We start from the raw sequence: 25,106 nt of genomic DNA, 5'->3' as shown, positions 1-25,106 counted from the left end.
ATGATAATGTTGTGAAAAAAGGAGGGGGTTTTTCAAATGCCGCTAATAAGTGATAAAGAACTCCATCATTGGGTAAATGATATATCCTTAACTTACTTTAACAAGCCGTTCATGCATAAGGTAATATTTAATGATCGACTAAGGACAACAGGTGGGAGATATATTCCTGTTAAAAAGATTATTGAATTAAATCCAAGATATTTGGAAGAAGCAGGAGAAGCAGAGTTTATAGGAATTATTAAACATGAACTTTGTCATTACCATCTTCATATTGAAGGAAAAGGGTATAAGCATCAAGATAAATCATTTAAAGAATTAATGCGTGCAACTAATTCTCCTAGATATTGCACTCCGTTACCTTCTCAGCAAAGACATAAGTATACATATATTTGCGAGTCATGTAATCAAACGTTTAAACGACAGAGGAAGGTGGATATAAAAAAGTACAGATGTGGTAAGTGTAAAGGAAAGCTATTCTTATTATAGAGACGACAGGGGGCAAAGACTTATATACGTGAAATACAAAATAAATAAGAGAAAGTAGAATAATCTATTGACGATTTTTGTCATTCATGGTAAATTAAATAAGCTGTCAATTACATATTAGTTGCAACAAGAAAAATTTCCTACAATAAAATGGTTTTAACCTATTGACATTTATCGAAAATTATTGTACTATATTTCTCGTTGCTATTCTTGATTAAAAAAATTCCACAGTAGCTCAGTGGTAGAGCAATCGGCTGTTAACCGATCGGTCGTAGGTTCGAATCCTACCTGTGGAGCCATACTTGGAGAAGTACTCAAGTGGCTGAAGAGGCGCCCCTGCTAAGGGTGTAGGTCGCGTAAGCGGCGCGAGGGTTCAAATCCCTCCTTCTCCGCCATTTCGTGGCCCGTTGGTCAAGCGGTTAAGACACCGCCCTTTCACGGCGGTAACACGGGTTCGAATCCCGTACGGGTCATTTTAAAAAAATGAATAGGTCGGGTCCGGTAGTTCAGTTGGTTAGAATGCCTGCCTGTCACGCAGGAGGTCGCGGGTTCGAGTCCCGTCCGGACCGCCATTGTTGGGCTATAGCCAAGCGGTAAGGCATCGGGTTTTGATCCCGTGTATCCTAGGTTCGAATCCTAGTAGCCCAGCCATTTTTTGATTCTTAAAACGTACAAGTCGCGAGTAATGATAGAAATGGAAGTTACTTGCATCTTTCACCAAGGATCAGGTTATACAAGCTATTATAAGAACTTAAAATGTTTGAATGATAAATAGGAGCCATTAGCTCAGTCGGTAGAGCATCTGACTTTTAATCAGAGGGTCGGAGGTTCGAATCCTCCATGGCTCACCATTAACAATACTGCATTGCGGGTGTGGCGGAATTGGCAGACGCGCTAGACTTAGGATCTAGTGTCTTCGGACGTGGGGGTTCAACTCCCTCCACCCGCATAATTACAGATAGATAACAATAGCTTTATTTAAAAGAAGTCACGAATGATAAATTTTTAGCGAGATTCCAATGATTATTCTCATTAATAATATCAAGACTTTTAGATAAAGCTGTGAAACACAAACACAGCCTTTTATTTTTTACTTTTTTAAGTCGCGGTCGTGGCGGAATGGCAGACGCGCTAGGTTGAGGGCCTAGTGGGTGAATAACCCGTGGAGGTTCAAGTCCTCTCGACCGCATTTCAAATCAGCTATATTGTTCATTAGCGCCCGTAGCTCAATTGGATAGAGCGTTTGACTACGGATCAAAAGGTTAGGGGTTCGACTCCTCTCGGGCGCGCCATTATACGGGAAGTAGCTCAGCTTGGTAGAGCACATGGTTTGGGACCATGGGGTCGCAGGTTCAAATCCTGTCTTCCCGACCATCGGATAGTTTTATAAGCGGGTGTAGTTTAATGGTAAAACCTCAGCCTTCCAAGCTGATGACGAGGGTTCGATTCCCTTCACCCGCTCCATATATGATTTATGGGCCTGTAGCTCAGTTGGTTAGAGCGCACGCCTGATAAGCGTGAGGTCGGTGGTTCAAGTCCACTCAGGCCCATTTGCTGAAACAGCAAATGAAGTTGCAACAACGTAAGCAGTTTGTTTTGATGAAATAGTTTATAATAAATTTCTTCGAAAAAGTTGTTGACATTCTCTTTTGAGGATGGTATGATATAAAAGTTGCTTCATTAAAAGCAATTAACAAATTTGCTCTTTGAAAACTGAACAAAACAACCAGTATGTCAAGAAAAGCAATCTCTGTTTTTCTTTTAAAAAATCGACCGAGAGCAATCTCGGAAGAAGCTAAGAATGATGAAGAACGGTGTTCATCATCACAAACTTTTATGGCAAATGAGTAACACGTTACTTATTTGCACAAGTGCAACTTCACTTTTGCAAACACCAAAAGTGAGTTTTCTATGGAGAGTTTGATCTTGGCTCAGGACGAACGCTGGCGGCGTGCCTAATACATGCAAGTCGAGCGCGGGAAGCAAGCAGATCTCCTTCGGGGGTGACGCTTGTGGAACGAGCGGCGGACGGGTGAGTAACACGTGGGCAACCTACCTGTAAGACTGGGATAACTCCGGGAAACCGGGGCTAATACCGGATGATACATATCGTCGCATGACGAGATGTTGAAAGGCGGCATATGCTGTCACTTACAGATGGGCCCGCGGCGCATTAGCTAGTTGGTGAGATAAAAGCTCACCAAGGCGACGATGCGTAGCCGACCTGAGAGGGTGATCGGCCACACTGGGACTGAGACACGGCCCAGACTCCTACGGGAGGCAGCAGTAGGGAATCTTCCGCAATGGACGAAAGTCTGACGGAGCAACGCCGCGTGAGTGATGAAGGTTTTCGGATCGTAAAACTCTGTTGTTAGGGAAGAACAAGTGCCATTCGAATAGGTTGGCACCTTGACGGTACCTAACCAGAAAGCCCCGGCTAACTACGTGCCAGCAGCCGCGGTAATACGTAGGGGGCAAGCGTTGTCCGGAATTATTGGGCGTAAAGCGCGCGCAGGCGGTCCTTTAAGTCTGATGTGAAAGCCCACGGCTTAACCGTGGAGGGCCATTGGAAACTGGGGGACTTGAGTACAGAAGAGGAGAGTGGAATTCCACGTGTAGCGGTGAAATGCGTAGAGATGTGGAGGAACACCAGTGGCGAAGGCGACTCTCTGGTCTGTAACTGACGCTGAGGTGCGAAAGCGTGGGTAGCGAACAGGATTAGATACCCTGGTAGTCCACGCCGTAAACGATGAGTGCTAGGTGTTAGGGGGTTTCCGCCCCTTAGTGCTGAAGTTAACGCATTAAGCACTCCGCCTGGGGAGTACGGCCGCAAGGCTGAAACTCAAAAGAATTGACGGGGACCCGCACAAGCGGTGGAGCATGTGGTTTAATTCGAAGCAACGCGAAGAACCTTACCAGGTCTTGACATCCTCTGACGCCCCTAGAGATAGGGAGTTCCCTTCGGGGACAGAGTGACAGGTGGTGCATGGTTGTCGTCAGCTCGTGTCGTGAGATGTTGGGTTAAGTCCCGCAACGAGCGCAACCCTTGATCTTAGTTGCCAGCATTTAGTTGGGCACTCTAAGGTGACTGCCGGTGACAAACCGGAGGAAGGTGGGGATGACGTCAAATCATCATGCCCCTTATGACCTGGGCTACACACGTGCTACAATGGATGGAACAAAGGGCAGCGAAGCCGCGAGGCCAAGCAAATCCCATAAAACCATTCTCAGTTCGGATTGCAGGCTGCAACTCGCCTGCATGAAGCCGGAATCGCTAGTAATCGCGGATCAGCATGCCGCGGTGAATACGTTCCCGGGTCTTGTACACACCGCCCGTCACACCACGAGAGTTGGTAACACCCGAAGTCGGTGAGGTAACCTTTTGGAGCCAGCCGCCGAAGGTGGGACCAATGATTGGGGTGAAGTCGTAACAAGGTAGCCGTATCGGAAGGTGCGGCTGGATCACCTCCTTTCTAAGGAATAGATAGGAAGCTTTGGCGTTGTTTGAACGTTGAAGCTAGACTATGCGGAAGACATACTTGGTTGTTTGGTTCAGTTTTGAGAGAGTAAATTATACCTCTCAAGGATAAAAGGATTTTCTGTTAAAATCCGTCACGTCCTGTGACGAACACAGAAGTCACGACATCCTGTAGAAACTTTGTACCTTGAAAACTAAATAAGAGTAACAACGACATCAAACTAAAAGCGGAAGCGAATGTGTAGCGATGTACAGACTGGACTGACTCGAAGGAGATAAAGGAAACACGGTGAACGCAAGTGAATCGATGTTGACTTATCGTATGGAGAGGAAGGAAGTCATGCTATTGCTATGAGCTGAAGCTAGAAAACCAAAAGCTGAAAAGTAATATGCTTATTCATAAATAGAAAGTTAGTTAAGTGAATAAGGGCGCACGGTGGATGCCTTGGCACTAGGAGCCGAAGAAGGACGGGACTAACACCGATATGTCCCGGGGAGTCGTAAGTAGACGTCGATCCGGGAATTTCCGAATGGGGGAACCCACTGCTCGTAATGGAGTAGTACTTTTATCTGAATTCATAGGATAGAAGAGGCATACCCGGGGAACTGAAACATCTCAGTACCCGGAGGAAGAGAAAGCAAATGCGATTTCCCAAGTAGCGGCGAGCGAAACGGAAACAGCCCAAACCAGAAGGCTTGCCTTCTGGGGTTGTAGGACACTCCATAGGAGTTATCAAGAGATTCTTTAGATGAAGCGATCTGGAAAGGTTGGCCAAAGAAGGTAACAGCCCTGTAATCGAAAAGGAATCTCCTCCGGAGTGTATCCTGAGTACGGCGGAACACGAGGAATTCCGTCGGAATCCGGGAGGACCATCTCCCAAGGCTAAATACTCCCTAGTGACCGATAGTGAACCAGTACCGTGAGGGAAAGGTGAAAAGCACCCCGGGAGGGGAGTGAAAGAGAACCTGAAACCGTGTGCCTACAAGTAGTCGAAGCCCGTTAATGGGTGACGGCGTACCTTTTGTAGAATGGACCGGCGAGTTACGATCGTATGCAAGGTTAAGTGGAAGACACGGAGCCGCAGCGAAAGCGAGTCTGAATAGGGCGATATAGTATGCGGTCGTAGACCCGAAACCGTGTGATCTACCCATGTCCAGGGTGAAGGTCAGGTAACACTGACTGGAGGCCCGAACCCACGTATGTTGAAAAATGCGGGGATGAGGTGTGGGTAGGGGTGAAATGCCAATCGAACACGGAGATAGCTGGTTCTCTCCGAAATAGCTTTAGGGCTAGCCTCAAGGAAAGAGTACTGGAGGTAGAGCACTGATTGAACTAGGGGCCCTCATCGGGTTACCGAATTCAGTCAAACTCCGAATGCCAGCTACTTATCCTTGGGAGTCAGACTATGGGTGATAAGGTTCATAGTCGAAAGGGAAACAGCCCAGACCGCCAGCTAAGGTCCCAAAGTATACGTTAAGTGGAAAAGGATGTGGAGTTGCCCAGACAACCAGGATGTTGGCTTAGAAGCAGCCACCATTTAAAGAGTGCGTAATAGCTCACTGGTCGAGTGACTCTGCGCCGAAAATGTACCGGGGCTAAACGTATCACCGAAGCTGCGGATTGTTCTACGAACAATGGTAGGAGAGCGTTCAAAGTGCAGTGAAGTCAGATCGTGAGGACTGGTGGAGCGCTTTGAAGTGAGAATGCCGGTATGAGTAGCGAAAAAAGAGTGAGAATCTCTTTCACCGAATGCCTAAGGTTTCCTGAGGAAGGCTCGTCCTCTCAGGGTTAGTCGGGACCTAAGCCGAGGCCGAAAGGCGTAGGCGATGGACAACAGGTAGATATTCCTGTACCACCTCATGAACGTTTGAACGATGGGGGGACGCAGTAGGATAAGGAATGCGCACGGATGGATGTGTGCGCCCAAGCAGTGAGAAAGTCGGATAGGCAAATCCGTCCGATAATTTCAAGCTGTGACGGGGAGGGAAATAGAGTACCGAAGTTCCGGATTTCACACTGCCAAGAAAAGCCTCTAGTAAGTTCATAGGTGCCCGTACCGCAAACCGACACAGGTAGGCGAGGAGAGAATCCTAAGGTGAGCGGGAGAACTCTCGTTAAGGAACTCGGCAAAATGACCCCGTAACTTCGGGAGAAGGGGTGCTCCTTTAAGGAGGAGCCGCAGTGAATAGGCCCAAGCGACTGTTTAGCAAAAACACAGGTCTCTGCGAAGCCGAAAGGCGAAGTATAGGGGCTGACACCTGCCCGGTGCTGGAAGGTTAAGGGGAAACGTTAGTGCTTCGGCACGAAGCGTAGAACCGAAGCCCCAGTAAACGGCGGCCGTAACTATAACGGTCCTAAGGTAGCGAAATTCCTTGTCGGGTAAGTTCCGACCCGCACGAAAGGTGCAACGACTTGGGCACTGTCTCAACGAGAGACCCGGTGAAATTATACTATGCGTGAAGATGCGCATTACCCGCGACAGGACGGAAAGACCCCGTGGAGCTTTACTGTAGCCTGATATTGAATGTTGGTACAGCTTGTACAGGATAGGTGGGAGCCATCGAAGCGTGAGCGCTAGCTTACGTGGAGGCAACCGTGGGATACCACCCTGGCTGTACGAACCTTCTAACCCAGGGCCGTGATCCGGTCCGGAGACAGTGTCAGGCGGGCAGTTTGACTGGGGCGGTCGCCTCCCAAAAGGTAACGGAGGCGCCCAAAGGTTCCCTCAGAATGGTTGGAAATCATTCGCAGAGTGTAAAGGCAGAAGGGAGCTTGACTGCGAGACCTACAAGTCGAGCAGGGACGAAAGTCGGGCTTAGTGATCCGGTGGTTCCGCATGGAAGGGCCATCGCTCAACGGATAAAAGCTACCCCGGGGATAACAGGCTTATCTCCCCCAAGAGTTCACATCGACGGGGAGGTTTGGCACCTCGATGTCGGCTCATCGCATCCTGGGGCTGTAGTCGGTCCCAAGGGTTGGGCTGTTCGCCCATTAAAGCGGTACGCGAGCTGGGTTCAGAACGTCGTGAGACAGTTCGGTCCCTATCCGTCGTGGGCGCAGGAGGTTTGAGAGGAGCTGTCCTTAGTACGAGAGGACCGGGATGGACACACCGCTGGTGTACCAGTTGTTCCGCCAGGAGCATAGCTGGGTAGCTACGTGTGGCAGGGATAAGTGCTGAAAGCATCTAAGCATGAAGCCCCCCTCAAGATGAGACTTCCCATCACTAAAAGTGAGTAAGATCCCTCAGAGATGATGAGGTTGATAGGTCCGAGGTGGAAGCGTGGTGACACGTGTAGCTGACGGATACTAATCGATCGAGGACTTAACTAACCATTTTGGAAGATGAATCGTTGGATGATCTCTTATTTAGTTTTCGAGGTATAAATCAGGAATCGATTTTTTTCAACAAAAATCTTGATTTTTTCTCAAAAACGCTTATAATAAGATTTGTGCCTATTTTTTAGCACAACATAACAAATAGCAACTTTGCCTGGTAGTAATGGCGGAGAGGTCACACCTGTTCCCATGCCGAACACAGAAGTTAAGCTCTCCAGCGCCGATGGTAGTTGGGGCTTTGCCCCTGCAAGAGTAGGACGCCGCCAGGCAATAATTATCTTTTATAAGTAAAATATTTTTCATATCGCGGGGTGGAGCAGTCTGGTAGCTCGTTGGGCTCATAACCCAAAGGTCGTAGGTTCAAATCCTGCCCCCGCAACCAAATTTTTATTTGCTTTAATATATCTTAAACATAACTTGTTCAACAGATCACATAATAGTTGAACAAATTTATTTTTTGGTCCGGTAGTTCAGTTGGTTAGAATGCCTGCCTGTCACGCAGGAGGTCGCGGGTTCGAGTCCCGTCCGGACCGCCAGATAAATTGAATTTAACACACATGGTTTTAGTTTACAAAATCATGTGTTTTTTTATTTGCTTTAAAATATTATCCAGATGTGATGAACATAAATGCTGCAATCCTCTAAACTACTATAAAGTATGAAAGTGAATTACATTCATATAGAATATAATTCATATGCTCATACATACCGTTCACTTTATGTGGTTCTTTGTCAAATGTGGTGGTGGAAATTACTCTCCACCATCTCTTTTTAGTTAGTGTTAAATTAATTTGTTAACCTCTTGTTGCCATAGTATTTTATTCTTTAATCTTGAAAAATTTTTAATGCCATAGGACTTACGTTTTAACACCTTTATCTTGTTGTTTATCCCTTCTATATATCCATTGTTAAAAGGATACATAAATGATTGGAGGATTTCTGTCTTCCATCGCTGAAACGTATGATAAACACGTTGAAATGAATCCATACCTGATTCTTTTAATGTCTGCATACATGCTTCTAATCCAGCTTTAGCTGTATCCTTATCGCTTTCCTTAAACCATTGATCTAACTTATTCTTAAGTGCATAGGCTTTTTGTAATCTGGGATCAATATCAAGAAGCTTTTGTACCTTTTCTGACTCTTCTTCATCCAGTTTATATACCGATTTCCATAACAGTTTTTTACTACGTTTCATCTGGATACGTGGCTTTTTATCCAAATCCCTCTGAACTTCTCGGCGTACTTCATCCAGTGCCCAATATACTTGCCTCATATAGTGAAATCGATCGGCAATAATCAATGGATTGCCTAATGCTTTTTGTACAGCTTGTTTAAAGGATTTTGACAAATCCATAACGACGATTTGGACTTTACTCGTATCACGGGATTGTAAATACTCTTTTATGGTATCTACTTTTCTGTCCGGTAAAATATCGATGATTTCTTTGTTCTCCACATCTGCAATGACTGTTTGAAACCTCTCTCCTCCTGCATCTCCTTTAAACTCATCAATAGCTATAGCACGTGGTAGAACCTTCTTTGTTTGCAGGGGATGACGATCAAACAAACGGATTAATCGATTCGTTGTCATACCAGATAAACGGGCTGCATCCGTAAATGAACCGATTGCCGAGTAAGTTCGTGCGCTCATTTGTAATGAATTGGTGCACCTTTGATACCGATCCACCATTTGTAAATGTTCATAAAAGGTATGGTGGCAATGGGTACATAGATATCTTCTTTTTCGCAGAGAAATTTTCACGGATGTATGGGATAGATTTGACCCTTGAATCAACTGTTTTCGGTAGCTGTGCACTCGCTTTGTTTTCGCTTTACAGGATGGACATGTTTGCTTTTTAACCTTCGTATAAAGCTCTACCAACCATGTCGCGGGTTCTTCTTTTATATCCCATACTTCTACTTGTTTATCTTTTATCCCCAATAAATCTATGATAAGATGATATTGCACTCTTTCCCTCTCCTTTACCTTTTGTGTCTGCAACTCAAGGTTATCAAAAGAGAGGGGAGTGAGTGTATTTTTTTGCATCTTTCTGTGCATTGGCACAATAAGGAGTACCACCACATTTAGTATAGAGCCCTTTATGTTGCAAATACTAGTGATAGTAAAGAACGCCTCATGGAAAAAACAACTTTTAAAACTTTCGCCAAATAAAGTATTCTTTTCATCGTAGTAAATGATATCTTTTCACGATAAATCCAGTATTTCCTTTTCCTTTTTTCAACAATTTTTGCTATCATAAATATAGTTATGTATGAAATTTGGTGATGGATAGTGGATGAATTTACGTTTATAGATACGATCAAGCAAAATTCTTATAGACAATCTTCATTAATAAAAGGCATTGGTGACGATGCAGCTGTGTTTCGTCAAAATACAATGGATATCGTTACTGCGGTGGATACGTTTGTAGAAGGTATCCATTTTCGAAAAGACACGATGTCAGCTTTCCATATTGGTTATCGTGCTTTGGCAGCAAATATTAGTGACCTAGCAGCTATGGGATCACAGCCAGCGTTTTATTTAGCTTCTATTGTTATTCCTCGTCATTGGTCTAGCCAGGAAGTGCAACATATTTTTCAAGGAATGAAAGAGATAGCAACACACTATAGTATGGATCTAATTGGTGGAGACACAGTATCTGGGAATGAACTCGTTTTATCAATCACAGTCATGGGCTATGTAGCCAAAGAACAAGTCCGTTACAGGGGTCATGCAGAGATTGACGATGTTGTATTTGTCACAGGGACCTTAGGCGATTCACAAGCTGGTTACCATATTTTGACCAATAAAATGGAATATAAGGATGCTGCTTATTTTATTGAACGTCATCGTATGCCAACACCCCGTGTTGCCTTTGCAGCTTGCATACCTGGAAATATTCGTGTAGCGTTAAATGATGTGAGTGACGGGATAGCGAATGAAGCAGCAGAAATTGCTACAGCTTCGAAGGTAAGTATTCAACTGCATGATGAAGCAATTCCAGTGCATGATAGTTTTTCCCAGTTTTCCAAGGAAGACCAACAGCAATGGAAGTATTTTGGTGGAGAAGATTTTGAGTTAATCGGGACAGTTGCCCCAAAAAATTGGGAAATATTAGTGGCGCTTGCTAAGCAATTAAATTTGCCGCTAACACAGATAGGTAAGGTGTTTTTTGAAGCCAATCATAATTATGTTTATATACAAAAAGGAAATCATCAGTTGGAAAGATTACTTAAACAAGGATATAATCATTTAAAGTAGGTGTACGGTTTGCAAATGTATGAGATAACAACAAATACAGAGGATACGACAATTCATTTAGGGGAAAATTTGGCTATGTTGTTAAATCCGGGAGATGTCGTTACACTAGAAGGTGATCTTGGTACTGGAAAAACCACCTTTACAAAGGGAATAGCCGCAGGGCTTGGAGTGAAACGAAATGTATCGAGTCCCACATTTACGATAATTAAGGAGTATGAAGGAGAAATACCTTTTTATCATATGGATGTGTACCGCTTGGAAAATAGTGAAGAAGATATAGGTTTTGATGAGTACTTTAATGGTGAAGGTATTACAGTTGTGGAATGGCCGCAGTTTATCGGTTCTTTTTTACCAGAAAAGTATTTGGAAGTTAAACTCACCGCTATTGATGAAAAGTCGCGGAAAATTACATTTATCCCACATGGAAGTCATTTCGAGTGGGTAGTAGAGCAATTAAAAAGCTAATTCGACATATGAGGAGTTATTTACATGAATATACTTGCAATGGATACATCTAATCAAGTATTAGCTGTTGCCATTCAACGGGATAATAAAGTGGTAGGTGAAATAGTTACCAATTTAGCGAAAAATCACTCCGTACGTTTAATGCCTGCAATTGATCAACTAATGAAAGAAGTTAATATGAAACCTGAACAATTGGAAAAAATAATTGTTGCAAAAGGTCCGGGTTCCTATACAGGGGTTCGAATCGGATTGGCTACCGCTAAATCCATGGCCTGGGCATTAAACATACCTGTTATTGGTGTTTCAAGCTTGGAAGTACTGGCATATCAAGGGCGCTTTTTTAATGGTGTCATCTGCCCTTTTTTTGATGCGAGAAGAGGATTAGTGTATACAGGATGTTATCGCTGGGATAATAATACGATGAAACTTATCCGGAAAGAAGAAAATTTTGCTATGGATGATTTGCTTGAGGAACTTAGCAGTTTGAATCAACCAGTATTATTTTTAAGTCCAGACATAGCGATTCATCAAGAGCAGATTAAGGCAGTACTGGACGATTTAGCAGTCATCCCTGAGGAACCAGACCATTTGCTTCGAGGAGTGCACTTAATTGCTGCAGCAAAAGGAAAACAACCAGAGCTAACACATACACTTCGTCCAAATTATCTTCGCTTAGCAGAAGCAGAGGCTAAATGGTTGGAAAAAAATAAAGGTTGTTAGCATAGTGATGAATAATGAAATAATAATTAGAAAAATGGCTCTAACAGATATAGATGCTGTCATGCGCGTAGAAAAGGAGTCATTTTCTACAGCTTGGACGATGGAGATTTTTTATCAGGAACTTACAGAAAACCCTCATGCTCATTATTTTGTAATTGAATATAACGGAAATATTGTAGGATATGCAGGTTTATGGATTGTTTTTGATGACGCGCAAATTACAAATATTGCCATTTTGCCTTCATATCGTGGAAAAAAGCTGGGTGAGCGTTTGTTCCAACACATGATGCATCATGCCTTGATCCACGGAGTTTGTCGTTTATCGTTAGAAGTAAGACAATCCAATATAGTTGCCCAAAAACTGTATCGGAAATTTGGGCTCGTCCCAGGTGGAATTCGTAAGCATTATTATACAGATAACCAGGAGGACGCAATTGTAATGTGGGTGAATATAAAATGAATAAAGAATTATTAATATTAGGTATTGAAACAAGTTGTGATGAGACTGCCGTTGCAATTGTGAAAAATGGCAAGGAAATCTTGGCAAATGTCGTGTCTTCACAAATTGAAAGCCATAAGCGTTTTGGCGGCGTTGTGCCGGAAATTGCCTCACGCCACCATGTTGAGCAAATCACATATGTATTAGAGCAAGCGATGGAGCAAGCAGCTGTTTCCTGGGATGAGATTAGTGCAATAGCTGTTACAGAAGGACCGGGGTTAGTAGGCGCGCTTCTGGTAGGGGTGAATGCGGCAAAAGCGCTGGCTTTTGCAAAGCACAAGCCATTAATCGGAGTACATCATATTGCTGGGCATATTTATGCAAATCGCCTGCAACAGGAATTCCAGTTTCCTTTACTTGCACTGATTGTCTCTGGTGGTCACACAGAGTTGGTGATTATGAAAGCGCATGGTGAGTATGAACTAATCGGAGAAACTAGAGATGATGCAGCTGGAGAAGCTTATGATAAAGTTGCTAGGATGTTAGATTTACCTTACCCAGGCGGACCAGGAATTGATCGATTAGCAGGGCTGGGAGAAGAAACGATTGAATTCCCACGTGCTTGGCTGGAAGAGGGAAGCTACGACTTCAGCTTTAGTGGATTAAAATCGTCGGTTACAAATACAATCCACAATGCAAAACAACGTGGGGAGACGTTGAAACCGGAGGATATTGCAGCTAGCTTTCAAGCGAGTGTGGTAGATGTGTTAACAACTAAAACAGTGCGGGCTGCAAAACATTATAACGTAAAGCAAGTGATAGTAGCTGGAGGTGTCGCTGCAAACAAAGGGCTTCGGTCATCTTTACAACAGGAATTTGCAAATTTGAAGATTCCTTTACAAATTCCCCCACTTTATTTATGTACAGATAACGCTGCGATGATTGCAGCTGCTGGTGCGATTGCTTTTGCACAAGGAAAACGGTCTACACTGGACTTAAACGCTCGTGCCTCTATGCCATTAAAGTAACCCAAGTTATACACAACCCTGTGCATAACTGTGAAAAATATTGTTATAGCAATATTACATTAGTGGATATTTTTTGTGGATAAATGCTATGTTGGTTGTGGATATTGTGAATAACTTCCATAATAACTTGCGATTAACTACTTGCAAACATGTTTACGGTGTGGATAATTAGAATTAGAGTAAATGTAGAAATTTGGTGATCAGCAATGTCAAAAAAGCAATCCTATTTTGTACAAACAGATTTAATTTCAATTTTTATTTTACTTGTATGTGTTAGTCTGCTTGCCATTTATAATGCACAACAATTAGAGCAATATGAGGGTAAAAACTTTTTATTACAGCAGGCAGTTTGGTTTACGGTTGGAGTTGGTATTGTAGCCGCCATTCAATATTTGGATGTGGAACAGATTTATAAAACAAGTGTATACGTTTATGCATTTGGTTTGTTCGTACTTTTAGTGTTGATAATTAGTCCAGAAAGTATTGCACCAACGAGAAATGGAGCAAAAAGCTGGTTTGATTTGAAGGTCGCTACTATCCAACCATCTGAATTTACAAAAATAACGACGATCGTTTATATGGCAGCAATTATCCACAAGCATAAAGAAAAATTTGTTATACCGACAATCAAATCGGACTTAAAATTGCTCTTTAAAATCCTTGCCATTGTAGCTGCTCCGGTGTTATTGATTATGAAGCAACCTGACTTTGGTACGTCCATGGTTTATCTATTTATAGCTGGTGTTATTATTATCCTTTCAGGTATTAATTGGAAGATTATCACCACATTAATTGTTAGTATTTCATCTGGTTTGGGAGCTGTGTTAGCTTTTATCGTTAAGTTTCCTGATTTAGCAAAAGATTTGGTCGGTAAAGAGCAGGAATACCAAATAGACCGAATACTGACTTGGTTTGATCCAACGCAGGAAGCAAGTGATGCCTCATGGCATTTTGATCAGGCCTTTATGGCACTTGGCTCCGGACAATTATTTGGCAAAGGGTTAGGTAATCAGCAAGTGTCGTTTCCCGAAGCGCAAACTGACTTTATATTCTCTATTATAGGTGAAAGCTTTGGCTTTGTCGGCAGTGCGCTCGTTATCTTTTTGTACTTTATTTTCCTGTACAAACTGGTGATGATTGGTCTTTCGATTTATAAACACTCTGCCTTTGCTGCGTATACTTGTTTTGGCTATATGAGCCTAATGCTTATCCACGTGTTTCAAAATATTGGCATGGCTTTAGGAATCATGCCAGTAACAGGAATACCGCTACTTTTAGTAAGCTATGGTGGAAGCTCGGTGATGGCAGCGATGCTCGGTTTCGGAGTGATTTACCGGATTGCTGTGGAAAACTCTATCCAAAACGATTATTTATTTAAATAGTGCTTGTGGATAAGAAACGATAACACCTGTTTTATCCACAAAAATTCATTGTCGGTCTTCGTGTATATAAAATTGAAATTCCCCCACATGACAAGCAAATGTCATGTGGGGGAATTAATCTTCCTGCAATATTGTCCATTCTTCCATTAATTGATCGATCTTCTGTTTATGTTGATTTACCTCTTGCGATAGTTCCAACGCTTTTTCATGATCTTGATATACTTCTGGTAATTCCATCTGGCCTTCCAATCGCTCTACTTGACCTTCTAACTGTTCAATTTCTGTTTCCAGTTCCTCAATTCGCCTTTGTTTCTTTCGTTCTTCTCGCTGCATTTGTTTATCACGTTCAAAATCAAGTCTTCTTTCACCAGAGGAGGTTTTGCCACTATCCTGTTGTGTTTTATTCAATCGTTTTAATTCTGCTTCTTCCGCCTTTTTTTCCAAATAATAATCATAATCTCCAAGATAGATCGTCGTTTTTAATTTTTGCAGTTCTGCCACTTGATCAGCGATTTTATTAATAAAATAACGGTCATGCGAAACAAATAAGATCGTACCAGGGAAATCGATTAATGCCGCTTCTAATACTTCTTTACTATCGATGTCTAAATGGTTGGTAGGTTCATCGAGAATTAATAGATTTGCTTTTTGCATCATCAATTTTGCTAAAGCTAATCGCGCTTTTTCACCACCACTTAAAGCATTTACAGTCTTTAAGACGTCATCTCCGGAAAACAGGAAATTACCGAGTACGGTTCGAATATCTTTCTCATTTGTCGTTGGGTAGTCATCCCATAATTCCATAAGTACTGTTTTGGAGGAGTGTAAGTTTGCTTGTTCCTGATCATAATAGCCGATTTGTACATTGGTTCCGAGCTGAATAGTTCCTTGAGTCGATTTTAGTTGTCCAGTCACCATTTTTAATAACGTCGTTTTACCAATTCCGTTTGGCCCAACAAGAGCAATTCTTTCTCCTCGGTTGATCTGCAGATGTACATGTTGAAATAAATAATCTGTTTCACCTGGATACCGGAACGACAAGTCGTTTATTTTCAGCACATCATTGCCACTTCGACGGTTAATCCTAAATGAAAACGATGCAGAGGCTTCATCACCTAATGGTTTATCTATTATTTCCATTTTTTCCAGTTGTTTACGTCTGCTTTGGGCTCGCTTCGTTGTCGAAGCTCGTACAATGTTCCGCTGAATAAAGTCTTCCATTTTCATAATTTTTGTTTGTTGCTTTTCATATTCTTTCCATTCTTTTTCAAAATCAAGTGCTTTTTGCTCTAAGTATTTACTATAAGTTCCCACGTATCGTTTTGTCTGATGCCGAGAGATTTCATAAACAATAGACACTGTTTTATCCAAAAAATAGCGGTCGTGTGATACAACAACTACAGCCCCGGGATAATTGCTTAGATAACTTTCCAGCCAGTTTAATGTTTCAATGTCCAAATGGTTGGTCGGTTCGTCTAAAATAAGCAACTGCGGCTTTTTTAACAACAGCTTTCCCAATGAAAGCCTTGTTTTTTGCCCGCCGCTTAGTGTTTGAATCGGTGTGTCATAATCAAACATGTGAAAATTCAATCCATTCAAGACGGCTTTTATATCTGCTTCATAAGTATAACCCCCATTTTGTTCATAACTGTGCTGTAGGCGGTCATAATCATGTAATAATTTTTGATAAGCTTCTGGACTGTAGTTTGTAGCTTGCTCCATTTGCTGTTCCATGAAGCGAAGCTGTTGTTCTTGTTTTTTTAATTCAGGAAACACAGTAAGCATTTCCTGCCAAATCGTTTTTTCAGTTTCTAGCGTCGTATGTTGTGCGAGATAACCCATTGTCAGGTCTTTAGGTCGGAATAATTCACCCTGATCGTAACTTAGTTCTCCTGCCATTATTTTCAATAAAGTAGATTTCCCCGAGCCATTTCTTCCAACAATTGCTATTCGGTCATGGTCTTTTACTTCCAGCTTTATATTTGATAAGATTTTATCAGCACCAAATGATTTTGTGAGTCCGTTGATTTGCATCAGTATCATTATATTCACCCCATCTCTCCTAGTGTATCTTACTTTCCTAAAATCAATCAATATAATTGTGAACTAAGTCACGACTTATTTCCATATTTCTGTTAAAATAAAGGAGAGATAGTGAGAGATTAAATATATTATAAAAAAGCTTTACGTTATTTTAGGTATCTACATTTCCCTGCTTACATGAAAAAAGAAAAAGAAAGACGAATTAGTTGCCTTTAATTTCCATTTTTTAAACATAGGAATAACAAGAAATTGATAGGAAGGGAGTAATAGTGCATTAGGCTCTTTGTATATGGAAGTGTAAATGATTCGAATAAATTTACGCAAAGCCCATTGTTTTAGAATGGACGATATTTGTATCGAGATAATAAATCATTTTAAAGTATGAAGCATCCTTGCCTATAGCATAAGAACTTTGGTTTTGTATTTTTTGTTGCTTTTTTATGTAAGCGATACACAATTTTGTTAGGAAAATGTTAACGGTAGAGCCGAGATATTAGTTGATAGTATGTTTTAACGAACAACCAATATTGAAGTAAAGGAAGGAATTAATATGATGGAGCAAAATAAAATACCTCAAGCGACTGCAAAGCGTTTGCCACTGTATTATCGATTTATAAACAATTTAAATCATCAAGGAAAAAAGCGTGTATCTTCAAAAGAACTCAGCGATGCGGTTAAAGTTGATTCAGCTACAATTCGCAGAGATTTCTCGTATTTTGGAGCGTTAGGTAAAAAAGGATACGGTTACAATGTGGAATATTTGCTTGAATTTTTTCGGAAAACATTGGATCAGGATGAAACGACAGATGTTGCACTCATTGGTGTTGGTAATTTAGGTACGGCATTTTTACATTATAATTTTATGAAAAACAATAATATAGCAATTAAAATGGCGTTTGACAGCGACCCTAAAAAAGTAGGAACCACGATTAGTGATGTTCCAGTGTACCATATTGAGGAATTAGATGATAAATTGGGCGATATTCAAGTGGCGATATTAACTATCCCCGCAAGTGAAGCACAAAGTATGGCTGACCATTTAATTGAACAGGGTGTTGAAGGAATATTGAATTTCACACCAGCGAGAATTACTGTACCACCAAATATTCGAGTGCATCATATCGACTTAGCAGTAGAATTACAAGCATTGGTTTATTTCTTAAAACATTACCCTCTCACCACAGATGAAGAAGAGGAAGAGGAGTAAGTAAGGTGGATATAGCTTTTTCTGCAGTGGGCTAACAAATTTATATGCTTTCTAGAGTAAACAAGCAGGAATAAGGAAGTGTCCCCCTTATTCCTGCTTGTTGTTCCGTTTGCGCTGAAAGTGAATAGCTAGTAAACGGATGCCAACACCAGTCTCAAGCGTAGCAAATAATGCTAAGACCATCGTTGTTATATTCCACATTGTCTCGTCTACACTTAAAATAGCAACATATGTAAAGAATGCTCCCATAATAAGATAGATGATCCCCATTGTCTTGGGTGAAACTCTCATAATTTAAAGCCTCCAACAATAAAACGTTTTCTTATTTTACGTCCAATCTTAATTAATCGAAATCTTTGTCTATTACAACAGCGCAGGAACCAGAACATAGCTGTATCTGGTTCCCGCTAACTATAATTAAAAATAACCAAAGAGAATAGTTTGCAGTTCATTTAGCTGTTTTTCCAGTTCTGCGGGATCAATGTTGTATTGTGCAATTACAACAAGCCCGTTCATTGCCATATGAGCAAAAATGGGAACGATGATTCGCTTTGTTTTCACATATAAATAAGCAAACACGAGCCCCATTGTTCCGTAAACTAAAATATGCTGCGGTTCACGGTGAATCAAACCGAAAATAACTGCAGATAAAAGTGCTGCAATAAAAAAGTTCGTCCGTTTATAAAGACCTCCGAAAATAATTTTGCGAAAAATTATTTCTTCTAAAATGGGTGCAGCTAGAATTGGAATGATCATAAATAAAGGGACAGCTCGAGTCATTTCCATGATTCCTTGTGTGTTTTCGGAGCCTGGTTCAACTCCAAATACCATCGTTTGAATAAAGTTAGCTATGCCTTGGCTAAATATAGCTATAAACGCACCTAAAAGTGACCAGATGATGATCCCTCCAACAGAAGCACCATCACGTTGCTGCAATCCTAGCTTCATATCAGGCTTCATCAAGAACAGTACGACAATAAGACCTAATACAAAACTGATAATCGATCCATAAACAATTGCTTCTCCTTTGGAAACTGTAAATGCATTATATACTAAATTCGCTGTTAAAAAGACAGAAAACTGTGTAATAATGTAGGTAATAATAACCCACCAATATCTTTTTGGCAAAATAAAACGACTCCTTTTCTTTGGTGTACATATAGATTCTATTCATACTTCTTATGATTTTTCCTAATGGGATGAAGAAAAAGCAAGTAAATTAATAGTCCATTTAACTAATGTATTTTGAAGCAAATGGAGAAAAACAGAATTTTTTAGTATAGTTTTTATAACCGTACAGTATTTTATTATGGGGAGTTAAAAACCCAGCAAAAATACTATTCATTGTTTAAGTAGTTTATATTTGATTCATCTCATCTATTAACGATAACATAGAATGTACATGTTATTTTATCATAAATAGATGATTCTATATAACAGAAAGATTGAACGTATATGTATGATGGTAATTAGACTAAAAAGTTTGGTATATTGCATATTATCCGTTAAAGTTTATGCTTCTTTTTTACTGCATGTAAAAAAACAAAATAAAAAAATTATGCTTTCATACTTGCATTTTTATCTGGAATTATTTATTATAATAATTGGAATTAGCACTCACCTGATTCGAGTGCTAATAAAAATATGAGAATAGGATTAAGGAGGCTTTCTACACATGATTAAACCACTAGGAGATCGCGTTGTTATCGAGCTTGTTGAACAAGAAGAAAAAACTGCAAGCGGTATCGTACTTCCAGACTCTGCAAAAGAAAAACCTCAAGAAGGAAAAGTTGTTGCAGTTGGTTCTGGTCGCGTAACAGAAGATGGGAAAAAAATTGCCTTGGAAGTAAAAGAAGGAGATCGTATCATTTTCTCTAAATTTGCCGGTACGGAAGTGAAATACGAAGGCAAAGAATACTTAATTCTTCGTGAGAACGACATCCTGGCTGTAGTAAGCTAATCTCGATATAAATATAGAAAATACTTAATTTGAACTAACTTGAACAAATCAAAGGAGGACTTATCGATGGCTAAAGAAATTAAATTTAGTGAAGATGCTCGTCGCGCAATGCTACGTGGTGTAGATGCATTAGCAGATGCGGTAAAAGTTACATTAGGACCTAAGGGACGTAACGTTGTATTAGATAAAAAATTCGGTTCACCGCTTATTACTAATGATGGTGTAACGATTGCAAAGGAAATCGAGCTAGAAGATCATTTTGAAAATATGGGAGCTCAGCTAGTATCAGAAGTTGCTTCTAAAACAAATGACGTTGCTGGTGACGGTACAACGACTGCAACTGTATTAGCTCAGTCCATGATTCGTGAAGGTCTTAAAAACGTAGCATCCGGTGCTAACCCTGTTGGTGTTCGCCGCGGAATCGAAAAGGCTGTTGAAGTAGCAGTAAAAGAACTAAAAAATATTTCCAAGTCAATCGAAAGCAAGGAATCTATTGCTCAAGTAGCAGCAGTTTCTTCTGACGATGCAGAAGTTGGTAAGTTAATTTCTGAAGCAATGGAACGTGTTGGTAACGACGGAGTTATTACTATTGAAGAATCAAAAGGTTTCAACACAGAGCTAGAAGTAGTTGAAGGTATGCAATTTGACCGTGGATATGCTTCTCCATACATGGTAACAGACCAAGACAAAATGGAAGCAGTTTTGGAAAATCCGTACATCCTAATTACGGATAAGAAAATTGGTAACATTCAAGAAGTATTACCTATACTTGAACAAGTTGTACAGCAAGGAAAACCTTTATTGATGATTGCTGAGGATGTAGAAGGCGAAGCGCTTGCTACATTAGTAGTTAACAAATTGCGTGGAACATTCAATGCAGTAGCTGTAAAAGCTCCTGGATTTGGTGACCGTCGTAAAGCAATGCTTGAAGATATTGCAACGTTAACTGGAGGAGAAGTTATTACAGAAGATCTCGGCTTAGATCTTAAGAGCGCTACGATGGATCAGCTAGGTCGTGCTGCTAAAGTAGTTGTTACAAAAGAAAACACTACGATTGTAGAAGGTTCTGGTAACCCTGAAGCAATCTCTGCACGTGTTGCGCAAATCCGTGCACAAGTGGAAGAAACAACTTCTGAATTTGATAAAGAAAAGCTACAAGAACGTTTAGCTAAGCTAGCAGGTGGAGTGGCAGTTGTTAAAGTTGGAGCTGCAACAGAAACGGAATTAAAAGAACGTAAGCTACGTATTGAGGATGCTTTAAACGCTACACGCGCAGCTGTAGAAGAAGGTATTGTTGCCGGTGGTGGTACAGCATTCATGAACATTTACAACAAAGTAGCTGAACTAAGCCTTGAAGGTGACGAAGCAACTGGTGCTAACATTGTACGTCGTGCTATGGAAGAGCCAGTACGTCAAATCGCACACAATGCTGGTCTAGAAGGATCTATCATTGTTGAGCGTCTAAAAGGCGAAAAAGTTGGTATTGGTTACAACGCTGCTACTGGCGAATGGGTAGACATGGTTGAAGCTGGTATCGTTGACCCAACAAAAGTTACTCGCTCTGCACTACAAAACGCTGCATCCGTAGCTGCAATGTTCTTAACAACAGAAGCAGTAGTCGCTGACAAGCCTGAAGAAGAAGGCGCGGGCGGCGGAATGCCTGACATGGGCGGCATGGGTGGAATGGGCGGCATGATGTAAAAATCCGCTCAAGAATGTTGATATAACAACATCTTAAGCGGATATGTACCCGTTCAAAACCATAAAAAATAAGATGAAAATAACATTTTTTTAAGAAATTAAGTTTGAAAGGGCGTCTTCGTATAAAGTTCTTACTTTTGCGGAAGCGTCCTTTTTCATTTTATTTGTTGTTACCGATAGTTTATATTTTGAACCAAGAAGTTACCAAAAAATGCTTCAGAAATATCTTTGCTTGATGGAATGTACAGACCAATTTTTAAGGATGGTAAATGGGTTAGTGGTTTAACTGGAGAGGAAATACGTCAAAAGCAGAGATAAGATATTCGAGCTGAGATAGACATACAGAGAAAAATTAGACAAACTCCAGATGAAATTAGACAACTTGGCTAATCCACTACGGAACGAGAGTTTGAAGACATGAGGCAATTTCAACAGATAATAGACCTGGAATTACGGTCAATGGAGCAAGGTCAGAAAACGACAGACCTCGAAATACAAGCGATGGAGCTTGAGGAATTTAGATAATTTTTATGTTGTTAATATATTGCTAGTAAAAAATTGATTGATAGTAAAGCACTGAAGTCGGTGCTTTTTTTTATGTCAAAATACAGGGGATATGTATGACAGTTGAACTAGGAATTATAGTAGCAGTTTTAGGGCTTTTGGTTAGTTATTTTGCTTATCAGTTAAAAAAGTCTAAGTCCATAAAAACAGATAGCAGAGACAGCGCCGAGGTAAGGGCTGAACTAGGGTTATATACGAAAAGGTGTTGACGATAAACGGCTAGTCCAAACGGGGCAAGCTGTTTTTTAAATATTTTATATCAAAGGAGGAATTATTGTGAAAATCAATTGGAAAGTAAGAGCAAAGAAGAAATCATTTTGGTTGGCTTTAGTTCTTGCAATTGTATTGTTGACACAAGTTGTAGGTAATTGGTTTGGGTACAATGTAACAGCACAATTACTTAATGCAGAAGCTGCAAAATTTATCAATGCGGTTTTTGCTGTTCTAGTTATTTTGGGTATTGTTAATGACCCTACCACAAGTGGGCTAAGTGACAGTAAGCAGGATTTGAATTATATCAAACCTAGAAAAGATAATGAAGTTCGTTAAAAAAGGTGCTCATATTCATGAGTGCCTTTTTTATTTTATAAATCTTAAACTAAACGGGTAAATGGGGCAATTGGACAGGAACAGAAACATACACTTATTTAAGTAACCATCCAGGCGCTAAAGCTAAAATGCATAAACGTATTGTTAAGGCTTATGGTTTAGATTGAAAAAGGCAGACTTCTATGTTTTAAGAGAAACAAGACGACGCTATCTTAACAGAAGGTGGCTATATGGATTTCACGTTTGATATTAAAAAGCTTGCGTAACAAAACGGCTATAGCTGATGGTATTGCTGATTACTTAAACTTAAGGCCTAATGAAAGGGGTTTCCAAACCAAGTAAAGGCAAAGGAATCTATACCGTTAAAAAAGGTGATATTCTCTGGGACATCGCAAAAGATCACGGTATAACAGTTAAGCAGCTAAAAAACTTAAATAATTTATCTAGTGATTTAATTCATCCAAGGCGTAAGAGGAGCTGGAAGAAGCCAAGCAAACCAAATCTTTAACAGTAACGGTTAAGAAGTCAGTTAGTAAATTTGCTACTGGCGAGTTAATTGTAAGCCCGTGTATTAATATTAAAAAGCCTGCTTCTTTATAGGAGTAGGTTTCTAATCACCCACCAACACTTGACTAGAACCTCTTTTAGCATATTTGAAATATCATATTGGCTGTGGTGTTAATATTTTGTACAGTAGTCCTTGCTCTCTATAATCCGAATTATGTGAGGATTTTAGAAGCAAATATCATGATCTACCATTTTTGGTGGGGCTAAACATGATTATCAAAAATTATCATAAATAAAATTGATAAATGATACAATTATATATAAAATAAAATTTAGGTGATATATATGATATATGTGAAAAAATTAGACGATAATGAAATCCGAACCGCTTTAATCACGAGGCTTTCCACTTACAAGGATTGTAAGATATACGAAGAAGTTACAGTTCCTTCTGGAAAAGCTAGGGCTGACATAGTTTCTGTGAATGGCCATGTAGTTGCTTATGAAATAAAAAGTGATTATGATTCTATTAAACGCTTGGAGACTCAAATCCCTGAATATGATCGGAATTTTGAAATGAATTACATTGTAGTAGGTGCTAAGTTTGAAGAATCGATATCTAATTTTGTACCTGAGTATTGGGGGATTATTTTGGTAAGGAAAACTCGATTAAATACAATTCGTCTCTCGTTTATTCGAAAGGCAAAATTAAATCCTAAATTGTCCTTTACAGATTTCTTGTCTTTGCTCTCTTCTAATGAAATTAAAAAAATTGCTACTAAAGGGAAATATCTAGAAAAGCATTTAAAGTCAAGTGAGGTTAGGAAGCTTTTTAAGCAGGATATTGTAAAAAAATTAGATGAAAATTTATCCAATTCTATTAAAAAAAGTTTAAAAAAACAAGTTCGCCTTTCATTAAAGAGTTAGTAAAAAGCAGATGAAAAAATTCACCTGCTTTTTACTAACATTCATTCAAACAAAAAGCAATGTGTCTATTAACACCAATTGATGTCCATACAGACGGATTACCTTTATTTGTATTTTCTTCCACTACAGACTTGATATATTTATCACCCCAACAATAATCTTCATCGAAAGAATCAAGATTCGCGATTTGTTGGCATACTTTGACAAAATCATAATTACCTCGACGTTGTCCATTTCTAACAAACCAATATTTTTCTTCCAACGTATATTTAATTTGAACTATAGCCATACCACCAGTTGCTAATATCGGACTGACTGATGAGTAGTCACCAAAAAACAACTTTGAATCAGTTGGAGATATATTTTTAACTTTGTCAAAAAGTTTTCTCTCAAATCTATTCAATTCATAATCCTCATCAGCAGATACTGGCAAACTTTGAGGAACCGCCCCACTCATTACGACAATATTTCGACCGTTCAATAGTTCTATAATTGGAAGTAATTTGGAAATTAAAAGGTCTTCTGAACTATCTATGAACTCGAAATCTAATATAACGGTATTAGGGATAGAATTTATATTTTTTTTAATCCATTGACAAAAAAATGGATTCACATCACTTTTGCTTATTCTTATATGATTTTTATGATCTTGAGAAGGATTTTCCAATAAATATTCTATTGGATATAAAATATCAAAATTTAAGTTATTAGGCTGTTCTAATAAATCCTCTAAAGTTTCAATATCTTCTGAATTGAGATTACGAACGTCTAAAAGCATATAATTAGTATAACTCTTTCTTATGACGTCCAAAACTTCTTGAGTATAATCATTAACTATCATAATAGGAATAAAATTTTTAACATCGGTTCCAAATTCTAATAGTTTTTTTAACGCTCTTAGCTCCCCTTGTTTTTGATTTAAAGTCGCATAGTACATATAACTCACCTCTTTAGTAAATTTTTCCAATCATATTATACATTATTTTTATTATATGGTAAATATTAACTATAAAATGTATGGTAGAAAAGACCCGATTATGAAGCTCGT

At 39.9% G+C, this 25,106-nt stretch carries 18 protein-coding genes, 14 tRNA genes and 3 rRNA genes; 30 read left to right on the top strand and 5 right to left on the bottom strand.

What is annotated here, in order from left to right:
• Positions 1-36 precede the first annotated feature (36 nt).
• The 18 genes from KBP50_RS18820 to KBP50_RS18735 all read left to right on the top strand — a co-directional run bounded on the left by KBP50_RS18820 (position 37) and on the right by KBP50_RS18735 (position 7,837).
• Positions 37-486: a SprT family protein gene (locus KBP50_RS18820; RefSeq protein WP_050351145.1), complete on the top strand. Its 450-nt coding sequence runs from the start codon at positions 37-39 to the stop codon at positions 484-486.
• A gap of 224 nt (positions 487-710) precedes the next feature.
• A tRNA-Asn gene (locus KBP50_RS18815) sits at positions 711-785 on the top strand.
• A 5-nt stretch (positions 786-790) separates the two neighbouring features.
• Positions 791-881 (top strand) — tRNA-Ser (locus KBP50_RS18810).
• A 6-nt stretch (positions 882-887) separates the two neighbouring features.
• Positions 888-959, top strand: a tRNA-Glu gene (locus KBP50_RS18805).
• 22 nt (positions 960-981) lie between these two features.
• A tRNA-Asp gene (locus KBP50_RS18800) sits at positions 982-1,058 on the top strand.
• 4 nt (positions 1,059-1,062) lie between these two features.
• Positions 1,063-1,137: transfer RNA gene (locus tag KBP50_RS18795), tRNA-Gln, on the top strand.
• A gap of 124 nt (positions 1,138-1,261) precedes the next feature.
• Positions 1,262-1,337 (top strand) — tRNA-Lys (locus KBP50_RS18790).
• A 16-nt stretch (positions 1,338-1,353) separates the two neighbouring features.
• Positions 1,354-1,435 (top strand) — tRNA-Leu (locus KBP50_RS18785).
• Positions 1,436-1,591: 156 nt separating this feature from the next.
• Positions 1,592-1,675: transfer RNA gene (locus KBP50_RS18780), tRNA-Leu, on the top strand.
• Between the two features lie 26 nt (positions 1,676-1,701).
• Positions 1,702-1,778: transfer RNA gene (locus tag KBP50_RS18775), tRNA-Arg, on the top strand.
• A 5-nt stretch (positions 1,779-1,783) separates the two neighbouring features.
• Positions 1,784-1,860: transfer RNA gene (locus tag KBP50_RS18770), tRNA-Pro, on the top strand.
• Between the two features lie 16 nt (positions 1,861-1,876).
• Positions 1,877-1,950 (top strand) — tRNA-Gly (locus tag KBP50_RS18765).
• A gap of 12 nt (positions 1,951-1,962) precedes the next feature.
• Positions 1,963-2,036, top strand: a tRNA-Ile gene (locus KBP50_RS18760).
• Between the two features lie 358 nt (positions 2,037-2,394).
• A 16S ribosomal RNA gene (locus tag KBP50_RS18755) occupies positions 2,395-3,959 on the top strand.
• A gap of 418 nt (positions 3,960-4,377) precedes the next feature.
• A 23S ribosomal RNA gene (locus tag KBP50_RS18750) occupies positions 4,378-7,295 on the top strand.
• 159 nt (positions 7,296-7,454) lie between these two features.
• Positions 7,455-7,570 (top strand): 5S ribosomal RNA (gene rrf / locus KBP50_RS18745).
• The 16S, 23S and 5S rRNA genes sit together here with 14 tRNA genes alongside, the layout of an rRNA operon.
• A gap of 36 nt (positions 7,571-7,606) precedes the next feature.
• A tRNA-Met gene (locus KBP50_RS18740) sits at positions 7,607-7,683 on the top strand.
• 77 nt (positions 7,684-7,760) lie between these two features.
• Positions 7,761-7,837 (top strand) — tRNA-Asp (locus KBP50_RS18735).
• A 245-nt stretch (positions 7,838-8,082) separates the two neighbouring features.
• Here KBP50_RS18735 and KBP50_RS18730 read toward each other — a convergent pair.
• On the bottom strand, positions 8,083-9,273 hold the full coding sequence (locus KBP50_RS18730; RefSeq protein ID WP_050349589.1) for an ISL3 family transposase: 1,191 nt from the start codon (positions 9,271-9,273) through the stop codon (positions 8,083-8,085).
• Positions 9,274-9,597: 324 nt separating this feature from the next.
• On the opposite strand from KBP50_RS18730, the gene thiL reads away from it, so the two are divergent.
• From thiL to KBP50_RS18700, 6 genes are all read left to right on the top strand, one after another.
• A complete protein-coding gene (gene thiL, locus KBP50_RS18725; RefSeq protein ID WP_050353574.1) occupies positions 9,598-10,566 on the top strand; it encodes a thiamine-phosphate kinase in 969 nt (322 codons plus the stop codon).
• Between the two features lie 15 nt (positions 10,567-10,581).
• On the top strand, positions 10,582-11,031 hold the full coding sequence (gene tsaE, locus KBP50_RS18720) for a tRNA (adenosine(37)-N6)-threonylcarbamoyltransferase complex ATPase subunit type 1 TsaE (protein WP_050353575.1): 450 nt from the start codon (positions 10,582-10,584) through the stop codon (positions 11,029-11,031).
• Between the two features lie 24 nt (positions 11,032-11,055).
• The gene (tsaB, locus tag KBP50_RS18715; RefSeq protein ID WP_050353576.1) at positions 11,056-11,751 is read left to right on the top strand and encodes a tRNA (adenosine(37)-N6)-threonylcarbamoyltransferase complex dimerization subunit type 1 TsaB; all 696 of its coding nucleotides are present in this window, start codon (positions 11,056-11,058) and stop codon (positions 11,749-11,751) included.
• 7 nt (positions 11,752-11,758) lie between these two features.
• Positions 11,759-12,211 carry a ribosomal protein S18-alanine N-acetyltransferase gene (gene rimI / locus KBP50_RS18710; protein WP_050353584.1) on the top strand — a complete coding sequence of 151 codons (453 nt, stop codon included), beginning with the start codon at positions 11,759-11,761 and terminating at the stop codon, positions 12,209-12,211.
• Positions 12,208-13,218: a tRNA (adenosine(37)-N6)-threonylcarbamoyltransferase complex transferase subunit TsaD gene (gene tsaD / locus KBP50_RS18705; protein WP_050353585.1), complete on the top strand. Its 1,011-nt coding sequence runs from the start codon at positions 12,208-12,210 to the stop codon at positions 13,216-13,218. Before rimI ends, tsaD begins: the two co-directional genes overlap by 4 nt.
• A gap of 206 nt (positions 13,219-13,424) precedes the next feature.
• Positions 13,425-14,600 carry an FtsW/RodA/SpoVE family cell cycle protein gene (locus tag KBP50_RS18700; protein ID WP_050353577.1) on the top strand — a complete coding sequence of 392 codons (1,176 nt, stop codon included), beginning with the start codon at positions 13,425-13,427 and terminating at the stop codon, positions 14,598-14,600.
• A gap of 114 nt (positions 14,601-14,714) precedes the next feature.
• Here KBP50_RS18700 and KBP50_RS18695 read toward each other — a convergent pair whose 3' ends face one another.
• On the bottom strand, positions 14,715-16,643 hold the full coding sequence (locus tag KBP50_RS18695) for an ABC-F family ATP-binding cassette domain-containing protein (RefSeq protein ID WP_050353586.1): 1,929 nt from the start codon (positions 16,641-16,643) through the stop codon (positions 14,715-14,717).
• A 553-nt stretch (positions 16,644-17,196) separates the two neighbouring features.
• Here KBP50_RS18695 and KBP50_RS18690 point away from each other — a divergent pair.
• Positions 17,197-17,850, top strand: coding sequence for a redox-sensing transcriptional repressor Rex (locus KBP50_RS18690; protein ID WP_072742391.1), 654 nt, complete (start codon positions 17,197-17,199; stop codon positions 17,848-17,850).
• An 87-nt stretch (positions 17,851-17,937) separates the two neighbouring features.
• Here KBP50_RS18690 and KBP50_RS18685 read toward each other — a convergent pair whose 3' ends face one another.
• Both KBP50_RS18685 and KBP50_RS18680 read right to left on the bottom strand, forming a co-directional pair.
• Positions 17,938-18,141, bottom strand: coding sequence for a YdiK family protein (locus KBP50_RS18685; RefSeq protein WP_050353579.1), 204 nt, complete (start codon positions 18,139-18,141; stop codon positions 17,938-17,940).
• 126 nt (positions 18,142-18,267) lie between these two features.
• Complete coding sequence (locus KBP50_RS18680) at positions 18,268-18,978, bottom strand: CPBP family intramembrane glutamic endopeptidase (RefSeq protein WP_050353580.1); 711 nt, start codon at positions 18,976-18,978, stop codon at positions 18,268-18,270.
• A gap of 547 nt (positions 18,979-19,525) precedes the next feature.
• Between KBP50_RS18680 and groES the strand changes: the two genes are divergently transcribed.
• The 5 genes from groES (at position 19,526) to KBP50_RS18655 (ending at position 24,058) form a co-directional block, all read left to right on the top strand.
• Positions 19,526-19,810 (top strand): co-chaperone GroES, encoded by a 285-nt coding sequence (groES, locus tag KBP50_RS18675; RefSeq protein WP_050353581.1) that lies wholly within the window; start codon positions 19,526-19,528, stop codon positions 19,808-19,810.
• Positions 19,811-19,876: 66 nt separating this feature from the next.
• Positions 19,877-21,511: a chaperonin GroEL gene (gene groL, locus KBP50_RS18670; protein WP_050353582.1), complete on the top strand. Its 1,635-nt coding sequence runs from the start codon at positions 19,877-19,879 to the stop codon at positions 21,509-21,511.
• A gap of 840 nt (positions 21,512-22,351) precedes the next feature.
• Positions 22,352-22,624 (top strand): phage holin, encoded by a 273-nt coding sequence (locus KBP50_RS18665; RefSeq protein WP_072741258.1) that lies wholly within the window; start codon positions 22,352-22,354, stop codon positions 22,622-22,624.
• A 316-nt stretch (positions 22,625-22,940) separates the two neighbouring features.
• On the top strand, positions 22,941-23,132 hold the full coding sequence (locus KBP50_RS22555) for a LysM peptidoglycan-binding domain-containing protein (RefSeq protein WP_082240930.1): 192 nt from the start codon (positions 22,941-22,943) through the stop codon (positions 23,130-23,132).
• A 353-nt stretch (positions 23,133-23,485) separates the two neighbouring features.
• Positions 23,486-24,058 carry a sce7726 family protein gene (locus KBP50_RS18655; protein WP_210967605.1) on the top strand — a complete coding sequence of 191 codons (573 nt, stop codon included), beginning with the start codon at positions 23,486-23,488 and terminating at the stop codon, positions 24,056-24,058.
• Positions 24,059-24,092: 34 nt separating this feature from the next.
• On the opposite strand, the gene KBP50_RS18650 is transcribed toward KBP50_RS18655, so the two are convergent.
• Positions 24,093-24,995, bottom strand: a complete 903-nt coding sequence (locus tag KBP50_RS18650) for a beta family protein (protein ID WP_050351899.1) — start codon at positions 24,993-24,995, stop codon at positions 24,093-24,095.
• Positions 24,996-25,106: the final 111 nt, after the last annotated feature.

This window comes from Virgibacillus pantothenticus, from assembly GCF_018075365.1.
GTDB lineage: Bacteria > Bacillota > Bacilli > Bacillales > Amphibacillaceae > Virgibacillus > Virgibacillus pantothenticus.
This window is presented reverse-complemented; position numbering and strand designations above follow the sequence as displayed.